Annotated in this window: 19 protein-coding genes; 16 read left to right on the top strand and 3 right to left on the bottom strand. The window is 70.8% G+C overall.

Annotated features, from left to right (window positions below; all coding sequences use genetic code 11):
* The first annotated feature begins 16 nt into the window (after positions 1 to 16).
* The 5 genes from yajC to HCC61_RS13685 all read left to right on the top strand — a co-directional run bounded on the left by yajC (position 17) and on the right by HCC61_RS13685 (position 7,078).
* Positions 17 to 544: a preprotein translocase subunit YajC gene (gene yajC / locus HCC61_RS13705; protein ID WP_169135659.1), complete on the top strand. Its 528-nt coding sequence runs from the start codon at positions 17 to 19 to the stop codon at positions 542 to 544.
* Positions 545 to 673: 129 nt separating this feature from the next.
* On the top strand, positions 674 to 2,485 hold the full coding sequence (gene secD / locus HCC61_RS13700) for a protein translocase subunit SecD (protein ID WP_169135658.1): 1,812 nt from the start codon (positions 674 to 676) through the stop codon (positions 2,483 to 2,485).
* Position 2,486: 1 nt separating this feature from the next.
* Positions 2,487 to 3,698 (top strand): protein translocase subunit SecF, encoded by a 1,212-nt coding sequence (gene secF / locus HCC61_RS13695; RefSeq protein WP_169135657.1) that lies wholly within the window; start codon positions 2,487 to 2,489, stop codon positions 3,696 to 3,698.
* Positions 3,699 to 3,702: 4 nt separating this feature from the next.
* Complete coding sequence (locus tag HCC61_RS13690) at positions 3,703 to 4,278, top strand: adenine phosphoribosyltransferase (protein ID WP_169135656.1); 576 nt, start codon at positions 3,703 to 3,705, stop codon at positions 4,276 to 4,278.
* 157 nt (positions 4,279 to 4,435) lie between these two features.
* Entirely contained in the window at positions 4,436 to 7,078 is a 2,643-nt protein-coding gene (locus HCC61_RS13685; protein ID WP_206322410.1) for a bifunctional (p)ppGpp synthetase/guanosine-3',5'-bis(diphosphate) 3'-pyrophosphohydrolase, read from the top strand.
* 126 nt (positions 7,079 to 7,204) lie between these two features.
* Here the strand turns inward: HCC61_RS13685 and HCC61_RS13680 are convergent, their stop codons facing one another.
* Together HCC61_RS13680 and HCC61_RS13675 are read right to left on the bottom strand one after the other, a co-directional pair.
* Positions 7,205 to 8,437 (bottom strand): DUF349 domain-containing protein, encoded by a 1,233-nt coding sequence (locus HCC61_RS13680; protein WP_169135655.1) that lies wholly within the window; start codon positions 8,435 to 8,437, stop codon positions 7,205 to 7,207.
* Positions 8,438 to 8,596: 159 nt separating this feature from the next.
* Complete coding sequence (locus HCC61_RS13675) at positions 8,597 to 9,445, bottom strand: peptidylprolyl isomerase (RefSeq protein ID WP_169135654.1); 849 nt, start codon at positions 9,443 to 9,445, stop codon at positions 8,597 to 8,599.
* Positions 9,446 to 9,673: 228 nt separating this feature from the next.
* Here HCC61_RS13675 and HCC61_RS13670 point away from each other — a divergent pair, with 228 nt between their 5' ends.
* From HCC61_RS13670 to HCC61_RS13655, 4 genes are all read left to right on the top strand, one after another.
* The gene (locus tag HCC61_RS13670) at positions 9,674 to 10,390 is read left to right on the top strand and encodes an MBL fold metallo-hydrolase (protein WP_169135653.1); all 717 of its coding nucleotides are present in this window, start codon (positions 9,674 to 9,676) and stop codon (positions 10,388 to 10,390) included.
* 11 nt (positions 10,391 to 10,401) lie between these two features.
* Positions 10,402 to 11,664 carry a histidine--tRNA ligase gene (gene hisS, locus HCC61_RS13665; RefSeq protein ID WP_169135652.1) on the top strand — a complete coding sequence of 421 codons (1,263 nt, stop codon included), beginning with the start codon at positions 10,402 to 10,404 and terminating at the stop codon, positions 11,662 to 11,664.
* 69 nt (positions 11,665 to 11,733) lie between these two features.
* Positions 11,734 to 12,369 (top strand): vitamin K epoxide reductase family protein, encoded by a 636-nt coding sequence (locus HCC61_RS13660; RefSeq protein ID WP_169135651.1) that lies wholly within the window; start codon positions 11,734 to 11,736, stop codon positions 12,367 to 12,369.
* Between the two features lie 90 nt (positions 12,370 to 12,459).
* A complete protein-coding gene (locus tag HCC61_RS13655) occupies positions 12,460 to 13,938 on the top strand; it encodes a replication-associated recombination protein A (protein WP_169135650.1) in 1,479 nt (492 codons plus the stop codon).
* A gap of 194 nt (positions 13,939 to 14,132) precedes the next feature.
* On the opposite strand, the gene HCC61_RS13650 is transcribed toward HCC61_RS13655, so the two are convergent.
* Positions 14,133 to 14,984, bottom strand: a complete 852-nt coding sequence (locus HCC61_RS13650) for a DUF2470 domain-containing protein (RefSeq protein WP_169135649.1) — start codon at positions 14,982 to 14,984, stop codon at positions 14,133 to 14,135.
* Between the two features lie 38 nt (positions 14,985 to 15,022).
* Between HCC61_RS13650 and rpsD the strand changes: the two genes are divergently transcribed.
* The 7 genes from rpsD (at position 15,023) to HCC61_RS13615 (ending at position 22,830) form a co-directional block, all read left to right on the top strand.
* Positions 15,023 to 15,649, top strand: coding sequence for a 30S ribosomal protein S4 (rpsD, locus tag HCC61_RS13645; protein ID WP_169135648.1), 627 nt, complete (start codon positions 15,023 to 15,025; stop codon positions 15,647 to 15,649).
* A 563-nt stretch (positions 15,650 to 16,212) separates the two neighbouring features.
* Positions 16,213 to 16,656 carry a DUF948 domain-containing protein gene (locus HCC61_RS13640; protein WP_169135647.1) on the top strand — a complete coding sequence of 148 codons (444 nt, stop codon included), beginning with the start codon at positions 16,213 to 16,215 and terminating at the stop codon, positions 16,654 to 16,656.
* 7 nt (positions 16,657 to 16,663) lie between these two features.
* Positions 16,664 to 17,008, top strand: a complete 345-nt coding sequence (locus tag HCC61_RS13635) for a DUF6167 family protein (RefSeq protein ID WP_169135646.1) — start codon at positions 16,664 to 16,666, stop codon at positions 17,006 to 17,008.
* The gene (alaS, locus tag HCC61_RS13630) at positions 17,008 to 19,680 is read left to right on the top strand and encodes an alanine--tRNA ligase (protein ID WP_169135645.1); all 2,673 of its coding nucleotides are present in this window, start codon (positions 17,008 to 17,010) and stop codon (positions 19,678 to 19,680) included. The genes HCC61_RS13635 and alaS overlap by 1 nt, the downstream gene beginning before the upstream one ends.
* Entirely contained in the window at positions 19,680 to 20,144 is a 465-nt protein-coding gene (ruvX, locus tag HCC61_RS13625; RefSeq protein ID WP_169135644.1) for a Holliday junction resolvase RuvX, read from the top strand. Before alaS ends, ruvX begins: the two co-directional genes overlap by 1 nt.
* Positions 20,145 to 20,272: 128 nt before the next feature.
* Positions 20,273 to 21,961, top strand: a complete 1,689-nt coding sequence (gene mltG, locus HCC61_RS13620) for an endolytic transglycosylase MltG (protein ID WP_169135643.1) — start codon at positions 20,273 to 20,275, stop codon at positions 21,959 to 21,961.
* Positions 21,961 to 22,830 (top strand): shikimate dehydrogenase, encoded by an 870-nt coding sequence (locus tag HCC61_RS13615; RefSeq protein WP_169135642.1) that lies wholly within the window; start codon positions 21,961 to 21,963, stop codon positions 22,828 to 22,830. Before mltG ends, HCC61_RS13615 begins: the two co-directional genes overlap by 1 nt.
* Positions 22,831 to 22,951 lie beyond the last annotated feature (121 nt).

Genomic DNA, 22,951 nt, shown 5'->3' with positions numbered 1-22,951 from the left:
AGGACTCTCTCCCGCCGTGAATATCGTTACTCTCCTCCCCTTCATCGTGCTCATCGGGGCCATGTTCCTGATGACCCGGTCCGCCAAGAACAAGCAGCGCAAGGCCGCGGCCATGCGTGATGAGATGACGCCGGGTACCGGCGTCCGGACGATCGGGGGCATGTACGCGACCGTCAAGGAGATCCGCGACGACACGGTCCTCCTCGAGGTCGCTCCCGGTACGCATGCTCTCTACGCCAAGAACGCCGTCGGCGCCGTGCTCGAGCAGGAGGAGTACGAGCGGATCGTGGCGGGTGCGCCCGCCGACGACGGGATCGGCGACACGGTCGTGCCGGACGACGCCTCCTCCCTCACCTCTGACGAGGACGAGGGCGCCAAGGTGGACTTCGCCAAGTCCGGCGCCGAGGACGGCGACGACACCGCGGACGCCGCCGTGACCAAGGAGACCGCCGCCGACGCGAAGGACGACCCGGCCGAGGGCGACGCCGCGTCCGAGGAGGCCCAGCCCAAGGACGCCAAGCGCAAGGGCACCGACTCCGAGTAAGGTCGGCGCCGCCGGGCCACTGACCAAGGCCTGGCGGCGCAGCACGTCCGCAGACCATTTGTGCGCCGCGTGGCGGCCCCACTCGACTCCTGGGCCGGCACCGGCTGCTGGGACAGGAGACACGAGAAGGTGGCAGCACCGAAGAAGGGCCGCAGGAGCCCGGGCGCACACGCGAAACCATGGCGTTCGCTGTTGCTGATCCTGCTGGCCATCGTGGGCCTTACCGGGGGGATGTTCTTCTCCGGTCACGACACGCCCAGGCTCGGCATCGATCTCGCCGGCGGCACGAGCATCACCCTCGAGGCGAAGAACCAGCCGGGGAAGCCGGACGCGATCAACCCGACCAACATGAACACCGCCGTGGGCATCATCGAGCGGCGGGTCAACGGTCTGGGCGTCTCGGAGGCCGAGGTCCAGACCCAGGGCGACCGGCACATCATCGCGAACATCCCCCGCGGCACCAACGAGAAGCAGGCCCGTGAGCAGGTCGGCACGACCGCCAAGCTGGCCTTCCGTCCGGTGCTGACGTACATGCCGACGACCAAGCAGCCGAAGCCCCCGCAGCAGCAGCCGTCGCAGTCGCCCTCCAAGTCGCCGTCGCAGCAGGGCAACAAGCAGGGTGGCGAGCAGAGCAACGAGCAGGGCAACAAGCAGAGCGGCGGTTCGGCTCAGCAGAGCGGCGGCCAGGGCGGCCGGGACAACCAGGGCCGGGCGGTCACGGACGGGCTGAAGGCGAAGACCGCGTCCGCGGCGGACGACAAGCCCAGCCCCAAGCCGGACAAGACCACGCCGCCGCCCACCACGCCCCCGCAGCAACAGCAGCCCCCCGGCGTACCGCCGGAGCTGGCGAAGAAGCTCCAGAAGCTGGACTGCAACGGCAAGCGCGCCAAGGCCAAGGCGAGCGCGCAGGCGTCCGCCGCCAAGTCGAGCGAGCCGGTGCTGGCGTGCGACTCCAAGGAGAAGGTCAAGTACGCGCTCGGGCCCGTCGGCGTCGAGGGGAAGAACGTCACCGACGCCAAGGCCCAGTTCGACCAGCAGCGCGGCCAGTGGATCGTCACGATGTCCTTCGACGGCAAGGGCTCCGACGACTTCGGCGACACCACGGGCAAGCTCGCCAAGAAGCAGCAGCCGCAGAACCAGTTCGCGATCGCGCTGGACGGCGAGGTCGTCTCCGCTCCCTCCGTGAGCCAGCGGCTGTCGTCCAACGCCGAGATCTCCGGCAGCTTCACCCAGGAATCCGCCCAGGAGCTGGGCAACATCCTCTCCTACGGCGCCCTGCCCCTCACCTTCGAGGAGTCGGACGTCACGACGGTGACCCCCGCGCTCGGCAGCGACCAGCTCAGGGCCGGTCTCATCGCCGGTGCCCTGGGGCTCGCGGTCGTGGTGATCTACCTCGTGGCGTACTACCGGGGTCTGTCGCTCATCGCGATCCTGAGCCTGCTGGTGTCCGCGGTCCTCACGTACACGATCATGTCCCTGCTCGGCCCGGCGATCGGCTTCGCGCTGAACCTCCCGGCCGTGTGCGGTGCGATCGTCGCCATCGGCATCACCGCTGACTCGTTCATCGTCTATTTCGAACGCATCAGAGACGAGATCCGCGAGGGCCGTACGCTGCGGCCCGCCGTGGAGCGGGGCTGGCCGCGCGCCCGGCGCACGATCCTGGTGTCCGACTTCGTCTCGTTCCTCGCGGCCGCGGTGCTCTTCATCGTCACCGTCGGCAAGGTCCAGGGCTTCGCGTTCACGCTCGGTCTGACCACGCTGCTCGACATCGTCGTGGTCTTCTTCTTCACCAAGCCGCTGATGACGCTGCTGGCCCGTACGAAGTTCTTCTCCAGCGGCAGTTCGTGGTCCGGTCTCGACCCGAGAAGGCTCGGGGCCAAACCCCCACTGCGCCGCGGCCGACGCGCGTCCGCCGTACGCACCGACCCGAAGGAGGCATGAGATGTCGCGACTCGGCAACATCGGTGCCCGGCTCTACCGCGGTGACGTCGGCTACGACTTCATCGGCCACCGCAAGCTGTGGTACGGCATCTCCATCCTCATCACGATCACGGCGATCGTCGGCCTGGTCGTGCGCGGCCTCAACATGGGCATCGAGTTCCAGGGCGGCGCGGTACTGACCACGCCCAAGACCTCGGCCACGGTCACGCACACCAAGGAGGTCGCCGAGAAGGAGTCCGGCCACCAGGCGATCGTCCAGAAGCTGGGCAACGGCGGCATGAGGATCCAGATCGCGGGTCTGGACACCGCCAAGTCGACCGATGTGAAGACCAGCCTCGCCGACGACCTGAAGGTCGACGGGAACAACATCGACACCCAGCTCGTCGGCCCCAGCTGGGGCGAGCAGATCGCCAGCAAGGCCTGGCTGGGCCTGGGGATCTTCATGGTCCTCGTGGTGATCTATCTGGCCATCGCCTTCGAGTGGCGAATGGCGCTCGCCGCGCTCATCGCGCTGATCCACGACATCACGATCACCGTCGGCATCTATTCGCTCGTCGGCTTCGAGGTCACGCCGGGCACCGTCATCGGCCTGTTGACGATTCTCGGTTACTCGCTCTACGACACGGTCGTCGTCTTCGACAGCCTGAGAGAGAGCAGCCGGAACGCCACCAAGCAGACCCGCTACACCTACAGCGAGATCGCCAACCGCAGCATCAACTCCACGCTGGTGCGGTCGATCAACACCACGATCGTGGCGCTGCTGCCCGTCGCCGGCCTGCTCTTCATCGGCGGCGGCCTGCTCGGCGGCGGCATGCTCAACGACATCGCCCTGTCGCTCTTCGTCGGCCTCGCCGCCGGCGCGTATTCCTCGATCTTCATCGCGACGCCGCTCGTCGCCGACTTCAAGGAGCGCGAGTCCCAGATGAAGGCGCTGGCCAGGCGCGTACACGCGAAGCGGCTCAAGAACGAGGAGCGGGAGGGCCAGGACGACCCGGGCGAGGACGGCCCGGACGGCTTCGGCCCGCAGGACGGCGTCTCCGGTCCCGGCTCGGACCACGGCAGCGTGCAGGCCGGTGACGGCGGCGCGGCCACCGCGGGAGCCGGAGTCGTCGGCCCCCGCGGACGCAACGAGCCCTCCGGGTCCCGCTCCCAGCGCCGCCAGCCCTCCTCCCGCAACCGCAGCCGCAACCGCCCGTCCGGAAAGCGCAGGTGAAGGTGTGACCAGCAGCACGAGCGATCCGGAGGCCACGGTCCCCGCCGCCGTACGCGAACTGCTCCTCGGCCGCATCCGCGATGTGGCGGACTACCCGGTGCCGGGCGTGATGTTCAAGGACATCACGCCGCTGCTCGCCGACCCCGAGGCCTTCGGCGTGCTCACCGAGACCCTCGCGGACATCTGCGCGGAGCGCGGCGCCACCAAGGTCGTGGGGCTGGAGGCACGGGGCTTCATCCTCGCCGCTCCGGCCGCGGTGCGGGCGGGCCTCGGCTTCGTCCCCGTACGCAAGGCCGGCAAGCTTCCCGGGGCCACGCTCGCGCAGTCCTACGAGCTGGAGTACGGCACCGCCGAGATCGAGGTCCACGCCGAGGACCTCGCCTCCGAGGACAGGGTGCTGATCGTCGACGACGTGCTCGCCACCGGAGGCACCGCGGAGGCCTCGCTGCAACTGGTGCGCAGGGCCGGAGCGCACGTCACCGGAATCGCGGTGCTCATGGAGCTCGGCTTCCTCGGCGGCCGGGACAGGCTGAAGCCCGTGATGCGCGACGCACCTCTGGACGCGTTGGTCACGGTCTGACCACGAGAGTCTGCCGCCAGGCGGTCACCCGGTACGTTCTCCACAGGAGACACGGGTGACCGCCTTCGCGTTCCCCCCCCCACCGCCGTCCGTGGGCGGGGTCGCCCAGGGGGTCGATACCATGGCAGTCCGACCTGGGGTCCAACGAGGAGTGCTCTTGCCAGACGAGGCCCAGCCGTACACCGCTGCACAGCGTCATGACGCCGAGCCCGGCGGGCCCGGCGCCCTCGCTGCGGCCCCGGACGGTCCGGCCGGCGAAGGCGACGGCATCGCGAGCGGCGGCGCACCGGGCAAGAACGGCAAAGGCAGCAAGGGCGGCAAGGCGGGCAAGGCCGACAGGAGCGGCAAGGCCGGTGCGGGCACCGGCGCCTCCGCCGGCACGGCGGTCGACGAGCACGAGCACTCCCCGTCCGCCCAGGCACAGACTCCCGCGGAAGCACACAGCGAGCGGGTGGCACCGGCCCGCGCGGTCTCCGGAGTCTCCGGCCGCTCCGGCTCCTCCAACCGCGTACGGGCGCGTCTCGCCCGCCTCGGCGTCCAGCGCTCCAGCCCCTTCAATCCGGTGCTGGAGCCCCTGCTGCGGATAGTGCGGGGCAACGACCCGAAGATGGAGTCCGCGACCCTGCGCCAGATCGAGCACGCGTACCAGGTCGCCGAGCGCTGGCACCGCGGCCAGAAGCGCAAGAGCGGCGACCCGTACATCACGCACCCGCTCGCCGTCACCACGATCCTCGCCGAGCTGGGCATGGACCCGGCGACGCTGATGGCGGGACTGCTGCACGACACCGTCGAGGACACCGAGTACGGACTGGACACCCTGCGCCGCGACTTCGGCGAGCAGGTGGCCCTCCTCGTCGACGGCGTCACCAAGCTGGACAAGGTCAAGTTCGGCGAGGCCGCGCAGGCGGAGACCGTGCGCAAGATGGTCGTCGCCATGGCCAAGGACCCCCGCGTCCTGGTCATCAAGCTCGCCGACCGGCTGCACAACATGCGCACGATGCGCTACTTGAAGCGGGCGAAGCAGGAGCAGAAGGCCCGCGAGACCCTGGAGATCTTCGCTCCGCTCGCGCACCGGCTCGGCATGAACACCATCAAGTGGGAGCTGGAGGACCTCGCCTTCGCGATCCTCTACCCGAAGATGTACGACGAGATCGTGCGGCTCGTGGCCGAGCGGGCGCCGAAGCGGGACGAGTATCTGGCCGTCGTCACCGACGAGGTGCAGGCGGACCTGCGCGCCGCCCGCATCAAGGCCACCGTCACCGGCCGCCCCAAGCACTACTACAGCGTCTACCAGAAGATGATCGTCCGCGGCCGGGACTTCGCGGAGATCTACGACCTGGTCGGCATCCGCGTCCTGGTGGACACCGTCCGCGACTGCTACGCCGCGCTCGGCACCGTCCACGCCCGCTGGAACCCGGTCCCGGGCCGGTTCAAGGACTACATCGCGATGCCGAAGTTCAACATGTACCAGTCGCTGCACACGACGGTCATCGGCCCCGGCGGCAAGCCCGTCGAGCTCCAGATCCGCACCTTCGACATGCACCGCCGTGCCGAGTACGGCATCGCGGCCCACTGGAAGTACAAGCAGCAGGCCGTCGCCGGGGCCTCCAAGGTGCGTACGGACGTCCCCAGGGGCACCGGCAAGGGCGACGAGCACGTCAACGACATGTCGTGGCTGCGGCAGCTGCTCGACTGGCAGAAGGAGACCGAGGACCCCGGCGAGTTCCTGGAGTCGCTGCGCTTCGACCTGTCCCGCAACGAGGTCTTCGTCTTCACGCCCAAAGGCGACGTCATCGCGCTGCCCGCGGAGGCCACGCCCGTCGACTTCGCCTACGCCGTGCACACCGAGGTCGGCCACCGCACCATCGGCGCCCGCGTCAACGGCCGCCTGGTGCCGCTGGAGTCCACCCTCGACAACGGCGACACCGTCGAGGTCTTCACCTCCAAGTCCCCGGGAGCGGGCCCGTCCCGGGACTGGCTGGGCTTCGTCAAGTCGCCCCGTGCCCGTAACAAGATCCGCGCCTGGTTCACCAGGGAACGCCGGGACGAGGCCATCGAGCAGGGCAAGGACGCCATCGCCCGCGCGATGCGCAAGCAGAACCTGCCGATCCAGCGGATCCTCACCGGCGACTCCCTCGTCACCCTGGCCCACGAGATGCGCTACGCCGACATCTCCGCCCTCTACGCCGCCATCGGCGAGGGCCACATGTCGGCGCAGAGCGTCGTGCAGAAGCTCGTGCAGTCCCTGGGCGGCGAGGACGCCGCCAACGAGGACCTGGCCGAGTCGGCCCCGCCCATGCCGTCCACCACGCGCCGCACCAAGCGGCGCGCGAACTCCGACCCCGGCGTGGTCGTCAAGGGCGTGGACGACGTATGGGTCAAGCTCGCCCGCTGCTGTACGCCGGTGCCCGGAGACCCGATCATCGGCTTCGTCACGCGGGGCAACGGCGTCTCCGTGCACCGTACGGACTGCGTCAACGTCGACTCCCTCACGAAGGAGCCCGAGCGGATCATCGACGTCGAGTGGGCGCCCAGCCAGTCGTCGGTCTTCCTCGTCGCCATCCAGGTCGAGGCCCTCGACCGCTCACGGCTGCTCTCGGACGTCACGCGGATCCTCTCCGACCAGCACGTCAACATCCTCTCGGCGGCAGTGCAGACCTCCCGGGACCGCGTCGCCACCTCCCGCTTCACCTTCGAGATGGGCGACCCCAAGCACCTGGGGCACGTACTGAAGGCGGTGCGCAGCGTGGAGGGCGTGTACGACGTCTACCGCGTCACCTCGGCGCGACGGCCGTCCTGATACCGGACTGGCCGCGGCAGCCGCGGACCGCCCGGCCGTCCCGGCCGATGCGCAGGCCGCGCAGCCCGGTGGGTGTCCGCCCCCGCAGCCCGGATCGTTGGGGTCCCGAAACCCGGATCGTCCGGTCTAGCCGCCGAACTCCTCCAGGCCCTTCATCGCCTGGTCCAGCAGCTCCTGCCGCCCGGCCAGCTCCTTCTCCAGCTTCTCCGCCTTCGCGGTGTTCCCCGACGCGCGCGCCTTCTCGGCCTGGCCGCGCAGCTTGTCGACGGCGTCCTGAAGCTGACCCGTCAGCCCCGCCGCGCGCGCCCGCGCCTCCGGGTTCGTACGGCGCCACTCGGAGTCCTCGGCCTCCTGGATGGCCCGCTCCACCGCGTGCATACGGCCCTCGATGCGGGCCCGCGCGTCACGGGGCACATGCCCTACAGCGTCCCAGCGCTCGTTGATCGCGCGGAACGCGCTGCGCGCCGACTTCAGATCCGTGACCGGAAGGATCTTCTCCGCCTCCGCGGCCAGCTCCTCCTTGCGGGCCAGGTTCTCCCGCTGCTCGACGTCACGCTCGGCGAACACCTCGCTGCGCGCCTGGAAGAAGACGTCCTGCGCCCCGCGGAAGCGCTGCCACAGGTCCTCCTCGTGCTCCCGCTGCGCACGCCCCGCGGCCTTCCACTCCTGCATCAGGTCGCGGTACTTGGCCGCGGTGGGGCCCCACTCACGGGAGTCGGAGAGCGCCTGGGCCTCCGCCACCAGCTTCTCCTTGCGCTGGCGGGCCTCCTCGCGCTGCGCGTCGAGCTGGGCGAAGTGCGCCTTGCGTCGCTTGGAGAACGCCGAACGGGCATGGGAGAAGCGGCGCCACAGCTCGTCGTCGGTCTTGCGGTCCAGCCGGGGCAGGCGCTTCCAGTTCTCCACCAGGGCGCGCAGCCGCTCGCCGGCCGCACGCCACTGCTCGCTCTGCGCGAGCTCCTCGGCCTCCGCGACCAGCTCCTCCTTGGAATGACGGGCCTGCTCGTTCTGCTGCGCCTTCTCCGCCTTGCGCTCCTCGCGGCGCTTGTCGACCGCCTCCGTCAGGGCGTCGAGCCGCTTGCGGAGCGCGTCCAGGTCGCCGACGGCGTGGTGGGCGTCGACCTGCTCCCGCAAGTGCTCGATCGCCGTCGTGGCGTCCTTGGCGGACAGATCGGTGGTCTTCACGCGCCGCTCCAGGAGGCTGATCTCCACGACCAGACCCTCGTACTTGCGCGTGAAGTAGGCGAGAGCTTCCTCCGGGGAGCCTGCCTGCCACGATCCGACGACCTTCTCGCCGTCGGCTGTACGCACGTATACGGTCCCCGTCTCATCGACGCGGCCCCACGACGGGTCGCTGCTCACAGCGCCTCCTCCACAAGATGCCCAGGCTGGGTGCGGGCCCCCCGGCATCGTCCACAGATCTCGTCACTGCCAACATAGGCGAACGGCGCCCGCGCTGTCCGCATGCGGGTGAGGCGAAATTGTGCACTCGGGAAGCACTGTGAGTACACAGCCGGGCCCTCAGGACTTGCGTACGGCGGCCCGGTCGATCACCACGGTCGCGTTGGGCGCGGTGTTGCGCGTCTGCTTGTCGAGCGTCGAACCGGCGTCGGCGATCTTCTTCAGTACGCCCATGCCTTCGGTGATCTTTCCGAACGGCGTGAAGTCCGGCGGGAGCTCGCTGTCCTCGAAGACGAGGAAGAACTGACTGCCGCCCGTGTCCCGGCCCTTCTTCGACTGGGCGTCGTACCTGTTCGCCATCGCGACCGTGCCCGCCGGGTAGGTGCCGCCCTTCACGCGCGGGTCCTTGAGGTTCTCGTCCGGGAGCGTGTAGCCGGGGCCTCCCTTGCCGGTGGCCTGCGGATCGCCGCACTGAAGCACGTGGATGCCGGCGTCGACGAGGCGGTGGCACTTCGTGTGGTCGAAGAAACTCTCGCCTGCCAGGAAGCGGAAGGAGTTGACCGTGTGCGGTGTCTTCGAGGCGTCCATGTCGATGCCGATGTCGCCGCACGTCGTCTTCAGGGTCATCCGGTACGTCGCCGACTCGTCGATGTCGAGGGCCGGCTCCTGCTTCCACTTCTTGCCGTTCGGCTTGCCCTTCCCCGCCTTGTCGCACGGGTCGGGCGCGGTCTTCGCGGGCGTCGGCTCCGCCTTGCCGGCCGCCTTGTCCCCGGCGGAGTCCTTCTTACCGTCGCCGTCGAGCCCCCCGGCGGCCGCGTACGCAGCCGCCGCCCCGAGCACCAGCGCCGCGGCGACCGCGATGCCGATGTTGCGCAGCCGTGCCCTCCGCCGCCGTGCCGCCCGCCGCTCCTGCTGTCTGAGGTACTTCTCGCGTGCGAGCTGCTTCCTGCGCTGTTCACTGCTGACCACGGGGGCTTCTCCTTCGGTCCTGCGGGCCTGCGTGCGTGGGCTTGCAGGTGTGAGTACCAGAGTCCGTACGCATCCGTATACGGGTTCGCGGCGCCCGGGCCGCCGCCGGTAGGCTGTGACCAGCCTGATCGGCGGGGCGCGTCGCGCCGGCCGCCGCGGGCGATCCGGCGGCCGCGGGCGCAGCGTCCCGGCCGCTGTGACCGACTTCCGGACGAATGAAGGACGATCGTGCTCGTTGCCGGGTTCCCCGCCGGGGCCTGGGGGACCAACTGCTATCTGGTCGCCCCCGCCGCCGGCGAGGAGTGCGTGATCATCGACCCTGGCCACCAGGCCACCGAGGGCGTCGCCGAGGCCGTCGCCAAGCACCGGCTGAAGCCGGTCGCCGTGATGCTCACCCACGGCCACATCGACCATGTCGCCTCGGTCGTCCCGGTGTGCGGCGCCCACGACGTGCCCGCCTGGATCCACCCCGAGGACCGCTACATGATGAGCGACCCGGAGAAGGCCCTGGGCCGCGCCATCGGGCAGCCGCTGATGGGCGAGCTGACCGTGGGGGAGCCGGACGACGTGGAGGTGCTGACCGACGGCGCCACGCTGCGCCTCGCCGGGCTGGAGCTGACCGTGACGCACGCACCGGGCCATACCAAGGGGTCGGTGACGTTCAGGATGCCCGAACAGGCGGATGTGCCGCCGGTGTTCTTCTCGGGCGACCTGCTCTTCGCCGGCTCCATCGGACGCACCGACCTGCCCGGGGGAGACCACGACGAGATCCTTCAGTCGCTGGCGCGCGTATGCCTGCCGCTCGACGACGAGACCGTGGTGCTCTCGGGACACGGCCCCCAGACGACCATCGGCCAGGAGCGCGCCGCCAACCCGTTCATGCGGCAGGTGGCGTCCGGGCCCGGCGGCGGCGGTGCGAGCGCCGCCCCGCGACGAGGAATGTGACGAGACCTTCCGTGACCACCTTCAAGGCCCCCAAGGGCACCTACGACCTCATCCCGCCCGAGTCCGCGGACTATCTGGCGGTGCGTGAGGCCCTCTCGGCGCCGCTGCGCCGCGCCGGGTACGGCTACGCCGAGACTCCCGGCTTCGAGCAGGTCGAGCTGTTCGCCCGCGGTGTCGGGGAGTCCACCGACATCGTCACCAAGGAGATGTACACCCTCACCACCAAGGGCGGCGACGAGCTCGCCCTGCGTCCCGAGGGCACGGCGTCCGTGCTGCGTGCGGCGCTGGAGGCCAGCCTCCACAAGGGCGGCAACCTCCCGGTGAAGCTGTGGTATTCGGGCTCGTACTACCGCTATGAGCGCCCGCAGAAGGGCCGCTACCGCCACTTCTCCCAGGTCGGCGCCGAGGCGATCGGCGCCGAAGACCCGTCGCTGGACGCCGAGTTGGTGATCCTCGCGCACGACGCGTACCGCTCGCTCGGTCTTCGCGACTTCCGCATCCTGCTCAACTCCCTGGGCGACAAGGAGTGCCGGCCGGTCTACCGCTCGGCTCTCCAGGAGTTCCTGCGCCGGCTCGACCTCGACGAGGACACGCGCCGCCGCGTCGAGATCAACCCGCTGCGGGTGCTGGACGACAAGCGCGAGAGCGTGCAACGGCAGCTCACCGGGGCGCCGATGATGCGCGACCACCTGTGCGAGGCCTGCAAGTCGTACCACGAGCAGGTGCGCGAGCTGCTCACGGCCTCCGGCGTCTCCTACGAGGACGACCCGCGCCTGGTGCGCGGCCTGGACTACTACACGCGCACCACCTTCGAGTTCGTGCACGACGGGCTGGGCTCGCAGTCCGCGGTGGGCGGCGGCGGCCGCTACGACGGCCTGTCGGAGATGATCGGCGGCCCCTCGCTGCCCTCGGTGGGCTGGGCGCTGGGCGTGGACCGTACGGTGCTGGCGCTGCGCGCGGAGGGAGTCGAGCTCGAACTGCCCCCGGCCACCGACGTGTTCGCCGTTCCCATCGGGGACGATGCGCGACGTGAACTCTTTCGGGTGGTCACCGAGCTGCGTCGCGGCGGCGTCGCGGCCGACTTCGCGTACGGCGGCAAGAGCATGAAGAACGCCATGAAATCGGCCAACCGCTCCGGCGCACGCTTCGCGCTGCTGGTCGGCGAGCGTGACCTGGCACAGGGAGTGGCGCAGCTGAAGGACCTGGAGAGCGGCGAGCAGACCGCCGTGCCGCTCGACGGGGTGGTGGCCGAGGTGAGCGCGAAAGTCCGCTGACCGCACGGGCCTTGGTGCACAATGAGCGCACACGGGGCTGGACAGGACCGACGACGGGATCAAGGGCTTATGACCATGACGGCACCCCTCGACGACGCTCGCACCGGCTCGGACGAGCCCTCGACGAGCGCCGTCGGCGCCGGACGTGCCTTCGCCTGGATGCTGCTGGTCACGGCGGCCGCAGGTCTGCTCGCGGCCTGGGTGATCACGCTCGACAAGATCGAGCTGGCGGAGAACCCGGACTTCACACCCGCGTGCAGCCTCAACCCGGTCATCTCCTGCGGCAACATCATGAAGAGCGCGCAGGCCGAGGCCTTCGGAGTGCCCAACCCGCTGATCGGCCTCGTGGCGTACGGGGTCGTGATCTGCGTCGGCATGAGCCTGCTGTCCGGAGCGCGCTTCCCCCGCTGGTACTGGCTGACCTTCAACGCGGGCACGCTCTTCGGCGTCGGCTTCTGCACCTGGCTGATGTATCAGTCGCTGTACGACATCGGCTCGCTGTGCCTGTGGTGCAGCCTCGCGTGGGTCGCGACCATCGTCATGTTCTGGTACGTGACGTCGCACAACGTGCGGCACGGTTTCCTGCCCGCGCCCGCACCCGTGCGGGGCTTCCTCGACGAGTTCCCCTGGGTGCTGCCCGTGCTGCACATCGGCGTGATCGGGCTGCTGGTCCTGATGCGCTGGTGGGATTTCTGGACGAGCTGAGCCCCGGCGCGGGCCGCTGCGGGCGGTCCGGACGGCGGCCCGGGGACGGTCCCGGCGGCGTTGTCGGACCCTTGATTTAGGGTTCCTGACGTGGAACCCGACCTGTTCACCGCTGCCGCAGAGGAACGCCAGGCGCAGGACCCCTCCGCCAGCCCCCTCGCCGTACGGATGCGTCCGCGCACCCTGGACGACGTCGTGGGGCAGCAGCATCTGCTGCGCCAGGGCTCGCCGTTGCGCCGTCTCGTCGGCGAGGGCGGCGGCGGCCCCGCCGGTCCCTCCTCGGTGCTGCTGTGGGGCCCGCCGGGCACCGGGAAGACCACCCTCGCGTATGTGGTCAGCCAGGCCACGGACAAGAGGTTCGTGGAGCTGTCGGCGATCACCGCGGGCGTGAAGGAGGTCCGGGCGGTCATCGAGAGCGCGCGCCGCTCCTCCGGTGCGTACAGCAAGGACACGGTCCTCTTCCTCGACGAGATCCACCGCTTCAGCAAGGCCCAGCAGGACTCCCTGCTGCCCGCCGTGGAGAACCGCTGGGTCACGCTGATCGCCGCCACGACGGAGAATCCGTACTTCTCGGTGATCTCGCCGCTGCTCTCCCGCTCGCTGCTGCTGACGCTGGAGGCCCTCACCGAGGACGACGTCCGCTCCCTGATCCACCGCGCCGTGGCGGAGGAGCGCGGCCTCGGCGGCTCCGTCACGCTCCCGCCCGAAGCCGAGGACCATCTGCTGCGCATCGCGGGCGGCGACGCCCGGCGCGCTCTGACGGCGCTGGAGGCCGGGGCGGGCGCGGCCCTCGCCAAGGGGGAGACGAGCGTCACGCTCGCCACCCTGGAGGAGGCGGTCGACCGGGCGGCGGTGACCTACGACCGCGACGGCGACCAGCACTACGACGTGGCAAGCGCGCTGATCAAGTCGATCCGCGGATCCGACGTCGACGCGGCGCTGCACTATCTGGCCCGCATGGTCGAGGCGGGGGAGGACCCCCGTTTCATCGCCCGCCGTCTGATGATCTCCGCGAGCGAGGACATCGGGCTGGCCGATCCGACCGCTCTCCAGACCGCGGTCGCCGCGGCCCAGGCGGTCGCGATGATCGGCTTCCCCGAGGCCCGCATCACCCTCGGCCACGCCGTCGTCGCCCTCTCCCTCGCCCCGAAGTCCAACGCCGCCTGCGTGGCGATCGACGCGGCACTGGGCGACGTACGCAAGGGGCTGGCGGGCCCCGTGCCCCCGCATCTGCGCGACAGCCACTACCAGGGCTCGGCGAAACTCGGGCACGGCAAGGGCTACCAGTATCCGCACGACTTGCCGGGCGCCATCGCCGCCCAGCAGTACGCACCGGACGCGATCCACGGCAAGCGCTACTACGAGCCGACGCGTTACGGCGCCGAGGCCCGGTACGCGGAGGTGGCCGAGCGCGTGCGGGAGCGGCTGCGCGGCGGCGGGGGAGCGGCACCGGAGGAGACGCGCGAGCCGCGGAAGGCCCGGGAGCCGGGGAAGTCCGGGCAGCCGCCGGAGCCCCGTCAGTCGCGGAAGGCCGGGGAGGCCGAGGAGGAGAGGACTGGGGAGGAGTAGCAGCCGGGCACCCCAACCGCCGGGCGCACCACGGCGGTTATCGGCCCGGCACCCGGACACTGCCCAGCACCCGCAACTGCCCGGCACCCGGACACCGTTCGGCACCCGGGCACCCGGGCACCCGGGCACCCGATCCGGCTCGGCGCCGGCTCGGCCGCCGTTCCCTCCCGCTGCTCCTGCCGCTGCGGCCCCGCCTACTGCTCCGCCGCCGCCTCGAAGAGCAGCCGCATCGCGCGCCGCAGTTGAGCCACATCCTCGACGGGGTCCGGGAACTCGAACCTGGCGTCGAAGCACGCTCCTGCCGCTTCCCCCTCGATGCCGCAGAAGCGCACCCGCATCCCGTACCGGTCGACGGACAGCGGCACCGCGCGCGCTCCCGCCGCCGCGCACGCCGGCCCCGGCTCGCCCAGCAGCCCGCACAGCGTGCGCATCTGGTCGTCGTGCGAGGCGGCCAAGTGCTGGAGCAGTTCCGCCTCGTGAGGCGCGAGCGGATCGGGGACCGCCGCGACGAAGTCGTCCGGCTCGACCGCCTCCGCGCCCCACAGATCGTCCACGTACGCTTCGCCGACCTCCAGCCGGAGCAGCTGCCAGGCGGTGCCGTCCGCCGGGCCCTCAGGGTTCCGCTCTCTGATCAGCCGTGCCAGGGCGCGCCGTTCACGGGCGGCGACGGGCGTGAGCCAGCCCGCGATCCAGGCCCTGCCGCGTACCCGGTGTGGCACCGCCACCGGCGCCACGTCGGTGATTTCCATCACCGACGTGACCTCGTCGCCGCTTGCACGGCTTGCCAGTTGGGCGGCCGGCGAGGAGGCGGGGACCAGGAGGACCACGTCACCGTCGTCGGTCACCGCACGTGCCTCGGGTGTCCCGTGGCCGGGAGGTACGGGCTCGTCGGGGCGGGCCGCCGGAATGTCCAGCACGGCCGATACGCTGGATTCCACGAGGGTTCGTACGCGCTCCGCGGCAGTGGGTGCCCGGACGTCTTCCACGGGACGCGGCTGTCCCCCTCCGGAATCGGTGCCGGTGCGGGGAATCCCAGGTCGAAACATACGTTCTCCTCCGCTAAGGTAAGCCTCACCTAACTTACATGGAGGTCCGTTCAGTGAACCAGTCGCGTCCCAAGGTCAAAAAGTCGCGTGCCCTCGGCATCGCGCTGACCCCGAAGGCTGTGAAGTACTTCGAGCACCGTCCCTACCCGCCGGGCGAGCACGGCCGGGGTCGCAAGCAGAACAGCGACTACAAGGTCCGGCTGCTGGAGAAGCAGCGGCTGCGCGCCCAGTACGACATCAGCGAGCGCCAGATGGTCCGTGCGTACGACCGCGCCCGCAAGACCGGCGGCAAGACCAGCGACGCGCTCGTCATCGAGCTGGAGCGCCGCCTCGACGCGCTCGTGCTCCGCTCCGGTCTGGCCCGTACGATCTACCAGGCCCGGCAGATGGTCGTGCACGGCCACATCGCGGTGAACGACCGCAAGGTCGACAAGCCCTCGTACCGTCTGAAGCCGGACGACGTGGTGCGGGTCCGCGAGCGCAGCCGCACCAAGCACCCCTTCCTGGTCGCACGCGAGGGCGGCTACGCCCCGGACGGTGAGACCCCGCGCTACCTTGAGGTCAATCTGGAGGCGCTCGCCTTCCGTCTGGACCGCACGCCGAACCGCAAGGAGATCCCTGTGGTGTGCGACGAGCAGATGGTCATCGAGTACTACGCACGCTGAGCCCGCGGGCACGTGTGTGCGCGTGCCCCGCGAGCGCGTTCCGTCGCCGCGTGCGCGGCGCGGACGTACGACGGCACAGCCCGCCTGCCTCACGTGCGCCCGGTCCTCCGGTCCGGGCGTGGGCACGGCGGGCTGCCGCGTATCCGCCCGCCCCGCGCGGACGGGACGCCTGCGGGAGCCCCGCGTTCGCCGCGCTCGGCGTCAATCCGCCCCGCGCGTCCGCGCGTTGACGGCCCTCCACGCCAACCCGCCCGCCCCGCGGGGTCCTTCGGCCGCCACACGGTGTCCGCTCCCCATCCCGCGGCGCTCCACGAGGCACGCCTCGTGTGGGCCCCGACGGCGGAGCGCACGCCCTTCCTCCTGCTCCGATGCCGGTTTTTATGCGGTACGAACCCGGCACCCGGGCGCGATAGGCTCGGGGGTCAGAGCCGCCGCTGCCCGGGGTCCCTCCGGTCCGTACGGATGCGGACGCGGATGTGGACACGGGAGGCGGATGCGGCCCGAGAGCGGGCGCAGCCGGGAGCGGCGGCGGACCCCGAACGACCCGAGGGAAGCGGTGCAGCGTGTCCGGTGGAGAGGTGGCCGGTCTCCTCGTGGCCGTGTTCTGGGCGATTCTGGTCTCGTTCCTCGCCGTTGTGCTGGTGAGGCTCGCGCAGACGCTCAAGGCGGCCACCAAGCTGGTGACGGGCGTGACGGAACGGGCGGTGCCGCTGCTGGGGGAGGCCTCGGCGACGGTGCGCTCCGCGCAGACCCAGCTGGACCGGGTGGACGCGATCGCCACCGACGTCCAGGAGGTCGCCTCCAACGCCTCCGCCCTCTCCTCCACCGTCTCCACCACCTTCGGCGGCCCGCTGGTGAAGGTCGCGGCCTTCGGCTACGGCGTGCGCCGTGCGCTGGGCCGCAAGCGCGCCCCCGCCCGCGGCACACCGCCGCCCGTCGTCGTCCGCCGCACCACTTTGCCGGCGGCGCGGCGCGGAGGACGCGGGCGCGGACGGGGAAAGGGCTGATTCGCTGATGTTCCGCCGTGCCTTCTGGTTCACCACCGGCGCCGCGGCCGGCGTCTGGGCCACCGCCAAGGTCCAGCGCAAGCTGCGCTCCCTCGCTCCCGACGCGCTCGCCGTGCGCGCCGCCGGCAAGGCCGTCGAGGGCGGCCACCGCCTCAAGGACTTCGCCCTGGACGTGCGGGCCGGAATGGCCCAGCGCGAAAGCGAGTTGAACAGCGCCCTGGGGATCGACGCACCACTGCCCGACCACCCGGCGGGCCCCGGGCTCCCGGCCCAGGCCCGCAGACCGCAGCTGGGCCCGGCAGAGCACAGCCAGGGCCCCTACCGACCGTACGACCGAGATGAGGACCACTGATGGAGTCGGCTGAAATCCGCCGCCGCTGGCTGCGCTTCTTCGAGGAGCGGGGGCACACCGTCGTGCCGTCGGCGTCGCTGATCGCGGACGACCCGACGCTGCTGCTCGTCAACGCGGGCATGGTCCCCTTCAAGCCGTACTTCCTCGGAGAGGTCAAGGCGCCGTACGACCGAGCCACCAGCGTGCAGAAGTGCGTGCGCACACCGGACATCGAAGAGGTCGGCAAGACCACGCGGCACGGCACCTTCTTCCAGATGTGCGGCAACTTCTCCTTCGGCGACTACTTCAAGGAGGGCGCCGCCGTCTACGCCTGGGAGCTGCTCACCAGCCCGCAGGACGCGGGTGGTTACGGGCTCGACCCGGAGCGTCTGTGGATCACCGTCTACGAGGAGGACGACGAGGCCGAGCGCATCTGGCGCGACGTCGTCGGTGTCCCCGCCGAGCGCATCCAGCGCCTCGGGAAGTCGGAGAACTACTGGGACATGGGCGTCCCCGGCCCCTGCGGTCCGTGCTCGGAGGTCAGCTACGACCGCGGTCCCGAGTTCGGCCCCGAAGGGGGCCCCGCGGTCAACGACGAGCGCTATGTCGAGCTGTGGAACCTGGTGTTCATGCAGTACGAGCGCGGTCCCGGCGAGGGCAAGGACTATCCGATCCTCGGCGATCTGCCCAGCCAGAACATCGACACCGGGCTCGGCTTCGAGCGCCTGGCGATGGTGCTACAGGGCGTGCACAACATGTACGAGATCGACACCTCGCGCATGGTGCTCGACAAGGCCACCGAACTGACCGGCGTGCGCTACGGCGACGCCGAGCAGTCCGACGTCTCGCTGCGCGTGGTCGCCGACCACATCCGTACCGCGATCATGCTCATCGGCGACGGCGTCACACCCGGCAACGAGGGCCGCGGCTATGTGCTGCGCCGCATCATGCGCCGTGCCATCCGCAACATGCGCATCCTCGGCGCGAGCGGCCCCACGGTCGCTGAGCTGACGGACACCGTCATCAAGGCCATGGCCCCGCAGTACCCGGAGCTGGAGACCGACCGCAAGCGCATCGAGACGGTCGCCCTCGCCGAGGAGGCCGCCTTCCTCAAGACGCTGCGCTCCGGGACGAACATCCTGGACACCGCCGTCTCCGAGACGCAGGCCTCCGGCGGCACCGTGCTGTCCGGCGAGAAGGCGTTCCTGCTCCACGACACCTGGGGCTTCCCCATCGACCTCACGCTGGAGATGGCCTCCGAACAGGGCCTGTCCGTCGACGAGTCGGGCTTCCGCCGGCTGATGCAGGAGCAGCGCGACCGCGCCAAGGCCGACGCCAGGTCGAAGAAGCAGGGGCACGCCGACCTCTCCGCGTACCGCGAGATCGCAGACAGCAGCGGAGCCACCGACTTCACGGGCTACATGGACACGACCGGGGAGGCCTCGGTCGTCGGCCTGCTCGTCGACGGCGTCTCCTCGCCCGCGGCTCACGAGGGCGACGAGGTCGAAGTCGTCCTCGACCGCACCCCGTTCTACGCGGAGGGCGGCGGCCAGCTCGCCGACACCGGCCGCATCCGCCTGGAGAACGGCGCGGTGATCGAGGTCCGCGACGTACAGCAGCCGGTCACGGGCGTCTCCGTGCACAAGGGCGTCGTCCAGGTCGGCGAGGTGACCGTCGGTGCGCCCGTGCAGGCCCGGATCGACGTGGACCGGCGCCGCTCCATCGCCCGTGCCCACAGCGCCACCCACCTTACCCACCAGGCACTGCGGGACGCCCTCGGGCCGACGGCCGCGCAGGCCGGTTCGGAGAACTCGCCCGGCCGCTTCCGCTTCGACTTCGGCTCGCCGTCGGCCGTGCCCGGCACAGTCCTCACGGACGTCGAGCAGAAGATCAACGAGGTGCTGGCCCGTGAACTCGACGTCTCCGCCGAGTACATGGGCATCGACGACGCCAAGAAGCAGGGCGCGCTGGCCGAGTTCGGCGAGAAGTACGGCGACCGCGTGCGGGTGGTGACCATCGGCGACTTCTCCAAGGAGCTGTGCGGCGGCACCCACGTCCACAACACCGCCCAGCTCGGCCTCGTCAAGCTGCTCGGGGAGTCGTCCATCGGCTCCGGCGTGCGGCGCGTGGAGGCGCTCGTCGGCGTCGACGCGTACAAGTTCCTCGCCCGCGAGCACACGGTGGTCTCCCAGCTCACGGACCTGCTCAAGGGCCGCCCCGAGGAGCTGCCCGAGCGGATCTCCTCGATGGTGACCAGGCTGAAGGACGCCGAGAAGGAGATCGAGCGCTTCCGCGCGGAGAAGGTGCTCCAGGCCGCGGCCGGCATCGCCGAGGGCGCCACGGACGTACGGGGCGTCGCCCTGGCCGCCGCACGCGTGCCCGACGGCACCGCCGCTGAGGACCTGCGCACCCTCGTGCTCGACGTACGGCAGCGCATCCCCGGCTCGCGTCCCGCGGTCGTGGCGCTCTTCGCCGTCACCGGCGGCCGTCCGCTGACCGTCATCGCCACCAACGACGCCGCGCGGGAGCGGGGCCTCAAGGCCGGCGACCTGGTCCGGGGCGCCGCCAAGGCCCTCGGCGGAGGCGGCGGCGGCAAGCCCGACGTCGCCCAGGGCGGCGGCCAGAACCCGGCGGCCGTGGACGAGGCCATCGCCACCGTCGAGCGGCTCGTCTCCGAGAGCGTCAGCGCCTGATGCGCCGTGGGCGCCGCCTCGCCGTGGACGTCGGTGACGCCCGCATCGGGGTCGCGAGCAGCGATCCCGACGGGCTGCTGGCCACACCGGTGGAGACGGTGCCGGGACGTGATCTGCCCGCGGCGCGGCGGCGGTTGGCGGCGCTCGTCACCGAGTACGAACCGATCGAGGTCGTGGCCGGACTGCCGCGCTCGCTCAACGGGGGCGAGGGACCGGCCGCGGCCAAGGTCCGTGAGTTCGCCGGGGAGCTGGCGAGGAAGATCACACCGGTCCCGGTTCGGCTTGTCGACGAACGTATGAGTACAGTCACGGCTGCACAGGACATGCGTGCATCCGGCGTCAACTCCAAGAAGGGCCGCTCCCGCATCGATCAGGCCGCGGCGGTGGTCATCCTTCAGAACGCCCTGGAGACTGAACGGATGTCAGGCAGCCCTCCCGGGGAATGCGTCGAACCGGGCGTCTGATCGCGATACGGTAACGTTCCCGCGACACGCGCAACCGCCGGACGGGGCCGGCACACCCGAGTGTGCCGCGGGTGTCCTGCCTGTATGCGTACGGCAGAGAGCTGCCGTCCGGCGGATCTAGGGGACCGATGACTGACTATGGCCGGGGGCAGAGCCTCCCATCGTGGCATCCCGATGACCCTCTGTTCGGGGACCAGGGGTGGGACGGTGGCAGAGACGCATACCCGGGCGACGACGGTTCCCAAGGCGGCCAGTACGCCGACCCGTACAGCACGGGCCAGCACCAAGTGCCCCAGCAGCAGGGCTACTACGAGCAGCAGCACCAACAGCACCAGCAGCAGTACGGGCAGGGCGGCTACCAGAACCCCGGGGCGGGCGGCCCGTACGACCCCGGACACGGCATGGGCGCCACCGATCCGCGAGGCATGCCCGTCGTCACCGATCCGTACAACACCGGTCAGCAGCCCGGGTATTACGCGGCGCAGCAGGGCTATCCGCAGCACCCCCAGCAGGGCCAGGGATATCCCGGGCCGTATGCGCAGCCCGGGCCCGACGGCTATCTCGCACCGCATCCCGGCGGGCCGGGCGGCGGCCCGGGCCGTCCCGACGCCGACCCGGAGACCGGCTGGGACCCGGGTCCCGACCAGGGCGAGCACGCCTTCTTCGCCGACCGCGACGGCGACGATGACGACGGGTATGACGACTACGACGACTACGACGACGGCGGCGGGCGCTCCAAGCGCTCCGGGCGCCGCAATGAGGGCAAGCGCCGCAGTGGTTGCGCGTGCCTGGCCGTCTCGGTGCTGCTCGCGGGAGGCCTCGGCACCGCGGGCTACTACGGATACGGCTTCTACCAGGCCTACTTCGCCCCGGCGCCCGACTTCTCGGGGAAGGGCTCCGGCCAGGTCCAGGTGAAGATCCCCGACGGCGCCTCGATCGCCGACATGGGCGGCCAGCTTCAGAAGGCCGGTGTGGTCAAGAGCGCGGGAGCGTTCGTCGAGGCGTCGCAGAAGGAGAAGAAGTCCAGCGGCATCCAGCCCGGCACGTACAGCCTGCGCAAGAAGATGTCCGGTGCCGCCGCCGTGAAGCTGATGCTCGACCCGGCAAGCCAGAACGGGCTGATCATCTCCGAAGGGCTCCGCGCGAAGGCGATCTACCAGCAGATCGACAAGAAGCTGGCCCGGCCGGAGGGCAGCACGGAGAAGGTCGCCAAGAAGGCCGGTCCGGAGCTGGGACTGCCGGGCTTCGCCAAGGGCAACCCGGAGGGCTTCCTCTTCCCGTCGCGCTACAGCGTCGGCGAGGGCAGCGCTCCCGAGGACGTGCTGCGGGACATGGTCGGACGCGCCAAGGCCGAGCACACGAAGGTCGATCTGGCCGGACAGGCGAAGAAGGCGGGCAAGTCGCCCGAGGAGATCCTGACCATAGCCTCCCTCATCCAGGCGGAGGCCCAGCAGGACGAGGAGTTCGGCAAGGTCTCCCGCGTCATCTACAACCGCCTGGACAAGGGCATGAGGCTCGGCTTCGACTCGACCATCAACTACGCCAAGGGCCGTTCGTCGCTGGACACTTCGGTCGAGGACACCAAGTTCAAGTCGCCGTACAACACCTACCTCAACGCCGGTCTGCCGCCCGGTCCCATCGACAACCCCGGGCACCAGGCCATCGAGGCGGCGCTGAAGCCGACCAAGGGCAACTGGCTCTACTTCGTCACCGTCAAGCCCGGCGACACGCGGTTCACCGCCAGCAAGGCCGAACACGACCGCAACGTCCGGGACTTCAACAGGGAGCAGCGCAAGAACAAGGGGAACGGCGGCTGATGCAAGCGCACCACCCCGTACGGCCGGCGCCCGCCGCGTCTCCGGCCGTACGCCGGGCCGCCGTCCTCGGCTCACCCGTCGCCCACTCGCTCTCCCCGGTGCTGCACCGCGCCGCCTACGGTGAACTCGGCCTGCGGGACTGGACGTACGAGCGGTACGAGGTGGACGAGGAGGGCATCGCCTCGTTCCTCGGCGCCACCGACGAGCAGTGGGCGGGCCTGTCCCTGACGATGCCGTTGAAGCGTGCCGTGATCCCGCTGCTGGACGCGATCAGCCCGACCGCGGAGTCGGTCGAGGCCGTCAACACCGTTGTCTTCAGGGGCAGAAGCCGCTTCGGCGACAACACCGACATTCCCGGCATGGTGGCCGCCTTGCGGGAGCGCGGCATCGTACGCACCGAGCGCGCGGCCGTCCTCGGCGCCGGGGCCACCGCCTCCTCGGCGCTGGCGGCGCTCGCGCAGATCTGCGACGGCGAGGTCACCGCGTACGTACGCGGTGAGGAGCGGGCCCGTGAGATGCGCGGCTGGGGGGAGCGGCTCGGAGTGCGGGTGCGGACCGCCGCCTGGGCGGACGCCGCGGAAGCGCTCTCGGCGCCGCTGGTGATCGCGACCACTCCGGCGGGCAGTACGGACGCGCTCGCCGGCCGGGTGCCCGAACGGCCCGGCACCCTCTTCGACGTGCTCTACGAGCCGTGGCCGACCCGGCTCGCGGCGGCCTGGGCCGAGCGGGACGGCGCCGTCGTCTCGGGGCTCGACCTGCTCGTGCACCAGGCGGCGCTCCAGGTCGAGTTGATGACGGGGCACGCGCCCGCACCGCTCGACGCGATGCGGGCGGCGGGCGAAGAGGCGCTGCACGCGCGCACGGGCTGACCCGGGGGCCCTCCCCGGTCCGTTCGCGGTCCGTTCCTGAGGCGGCCCCTGCGCCCCTGTTCCCCAGGTGGGTCTCCGTGCCCGTACATCCGCCCCGGCGGCGCGACCGGGCCCGTCGCCC

It is taken from the genome of Streptomyces sp. HNM0575 (assembly GCF_012726265.1).
GTDB lineage: Bacteria > Actinomycetota > Actinomycetes > Streptomycetales > Streptomycetaceae > Streptomyces.
The sequence above is the reverse complement of the archived record's forward strand: the minus strand, read 5'-3'. Positions and strand labels throughout refer to the sequence as shown.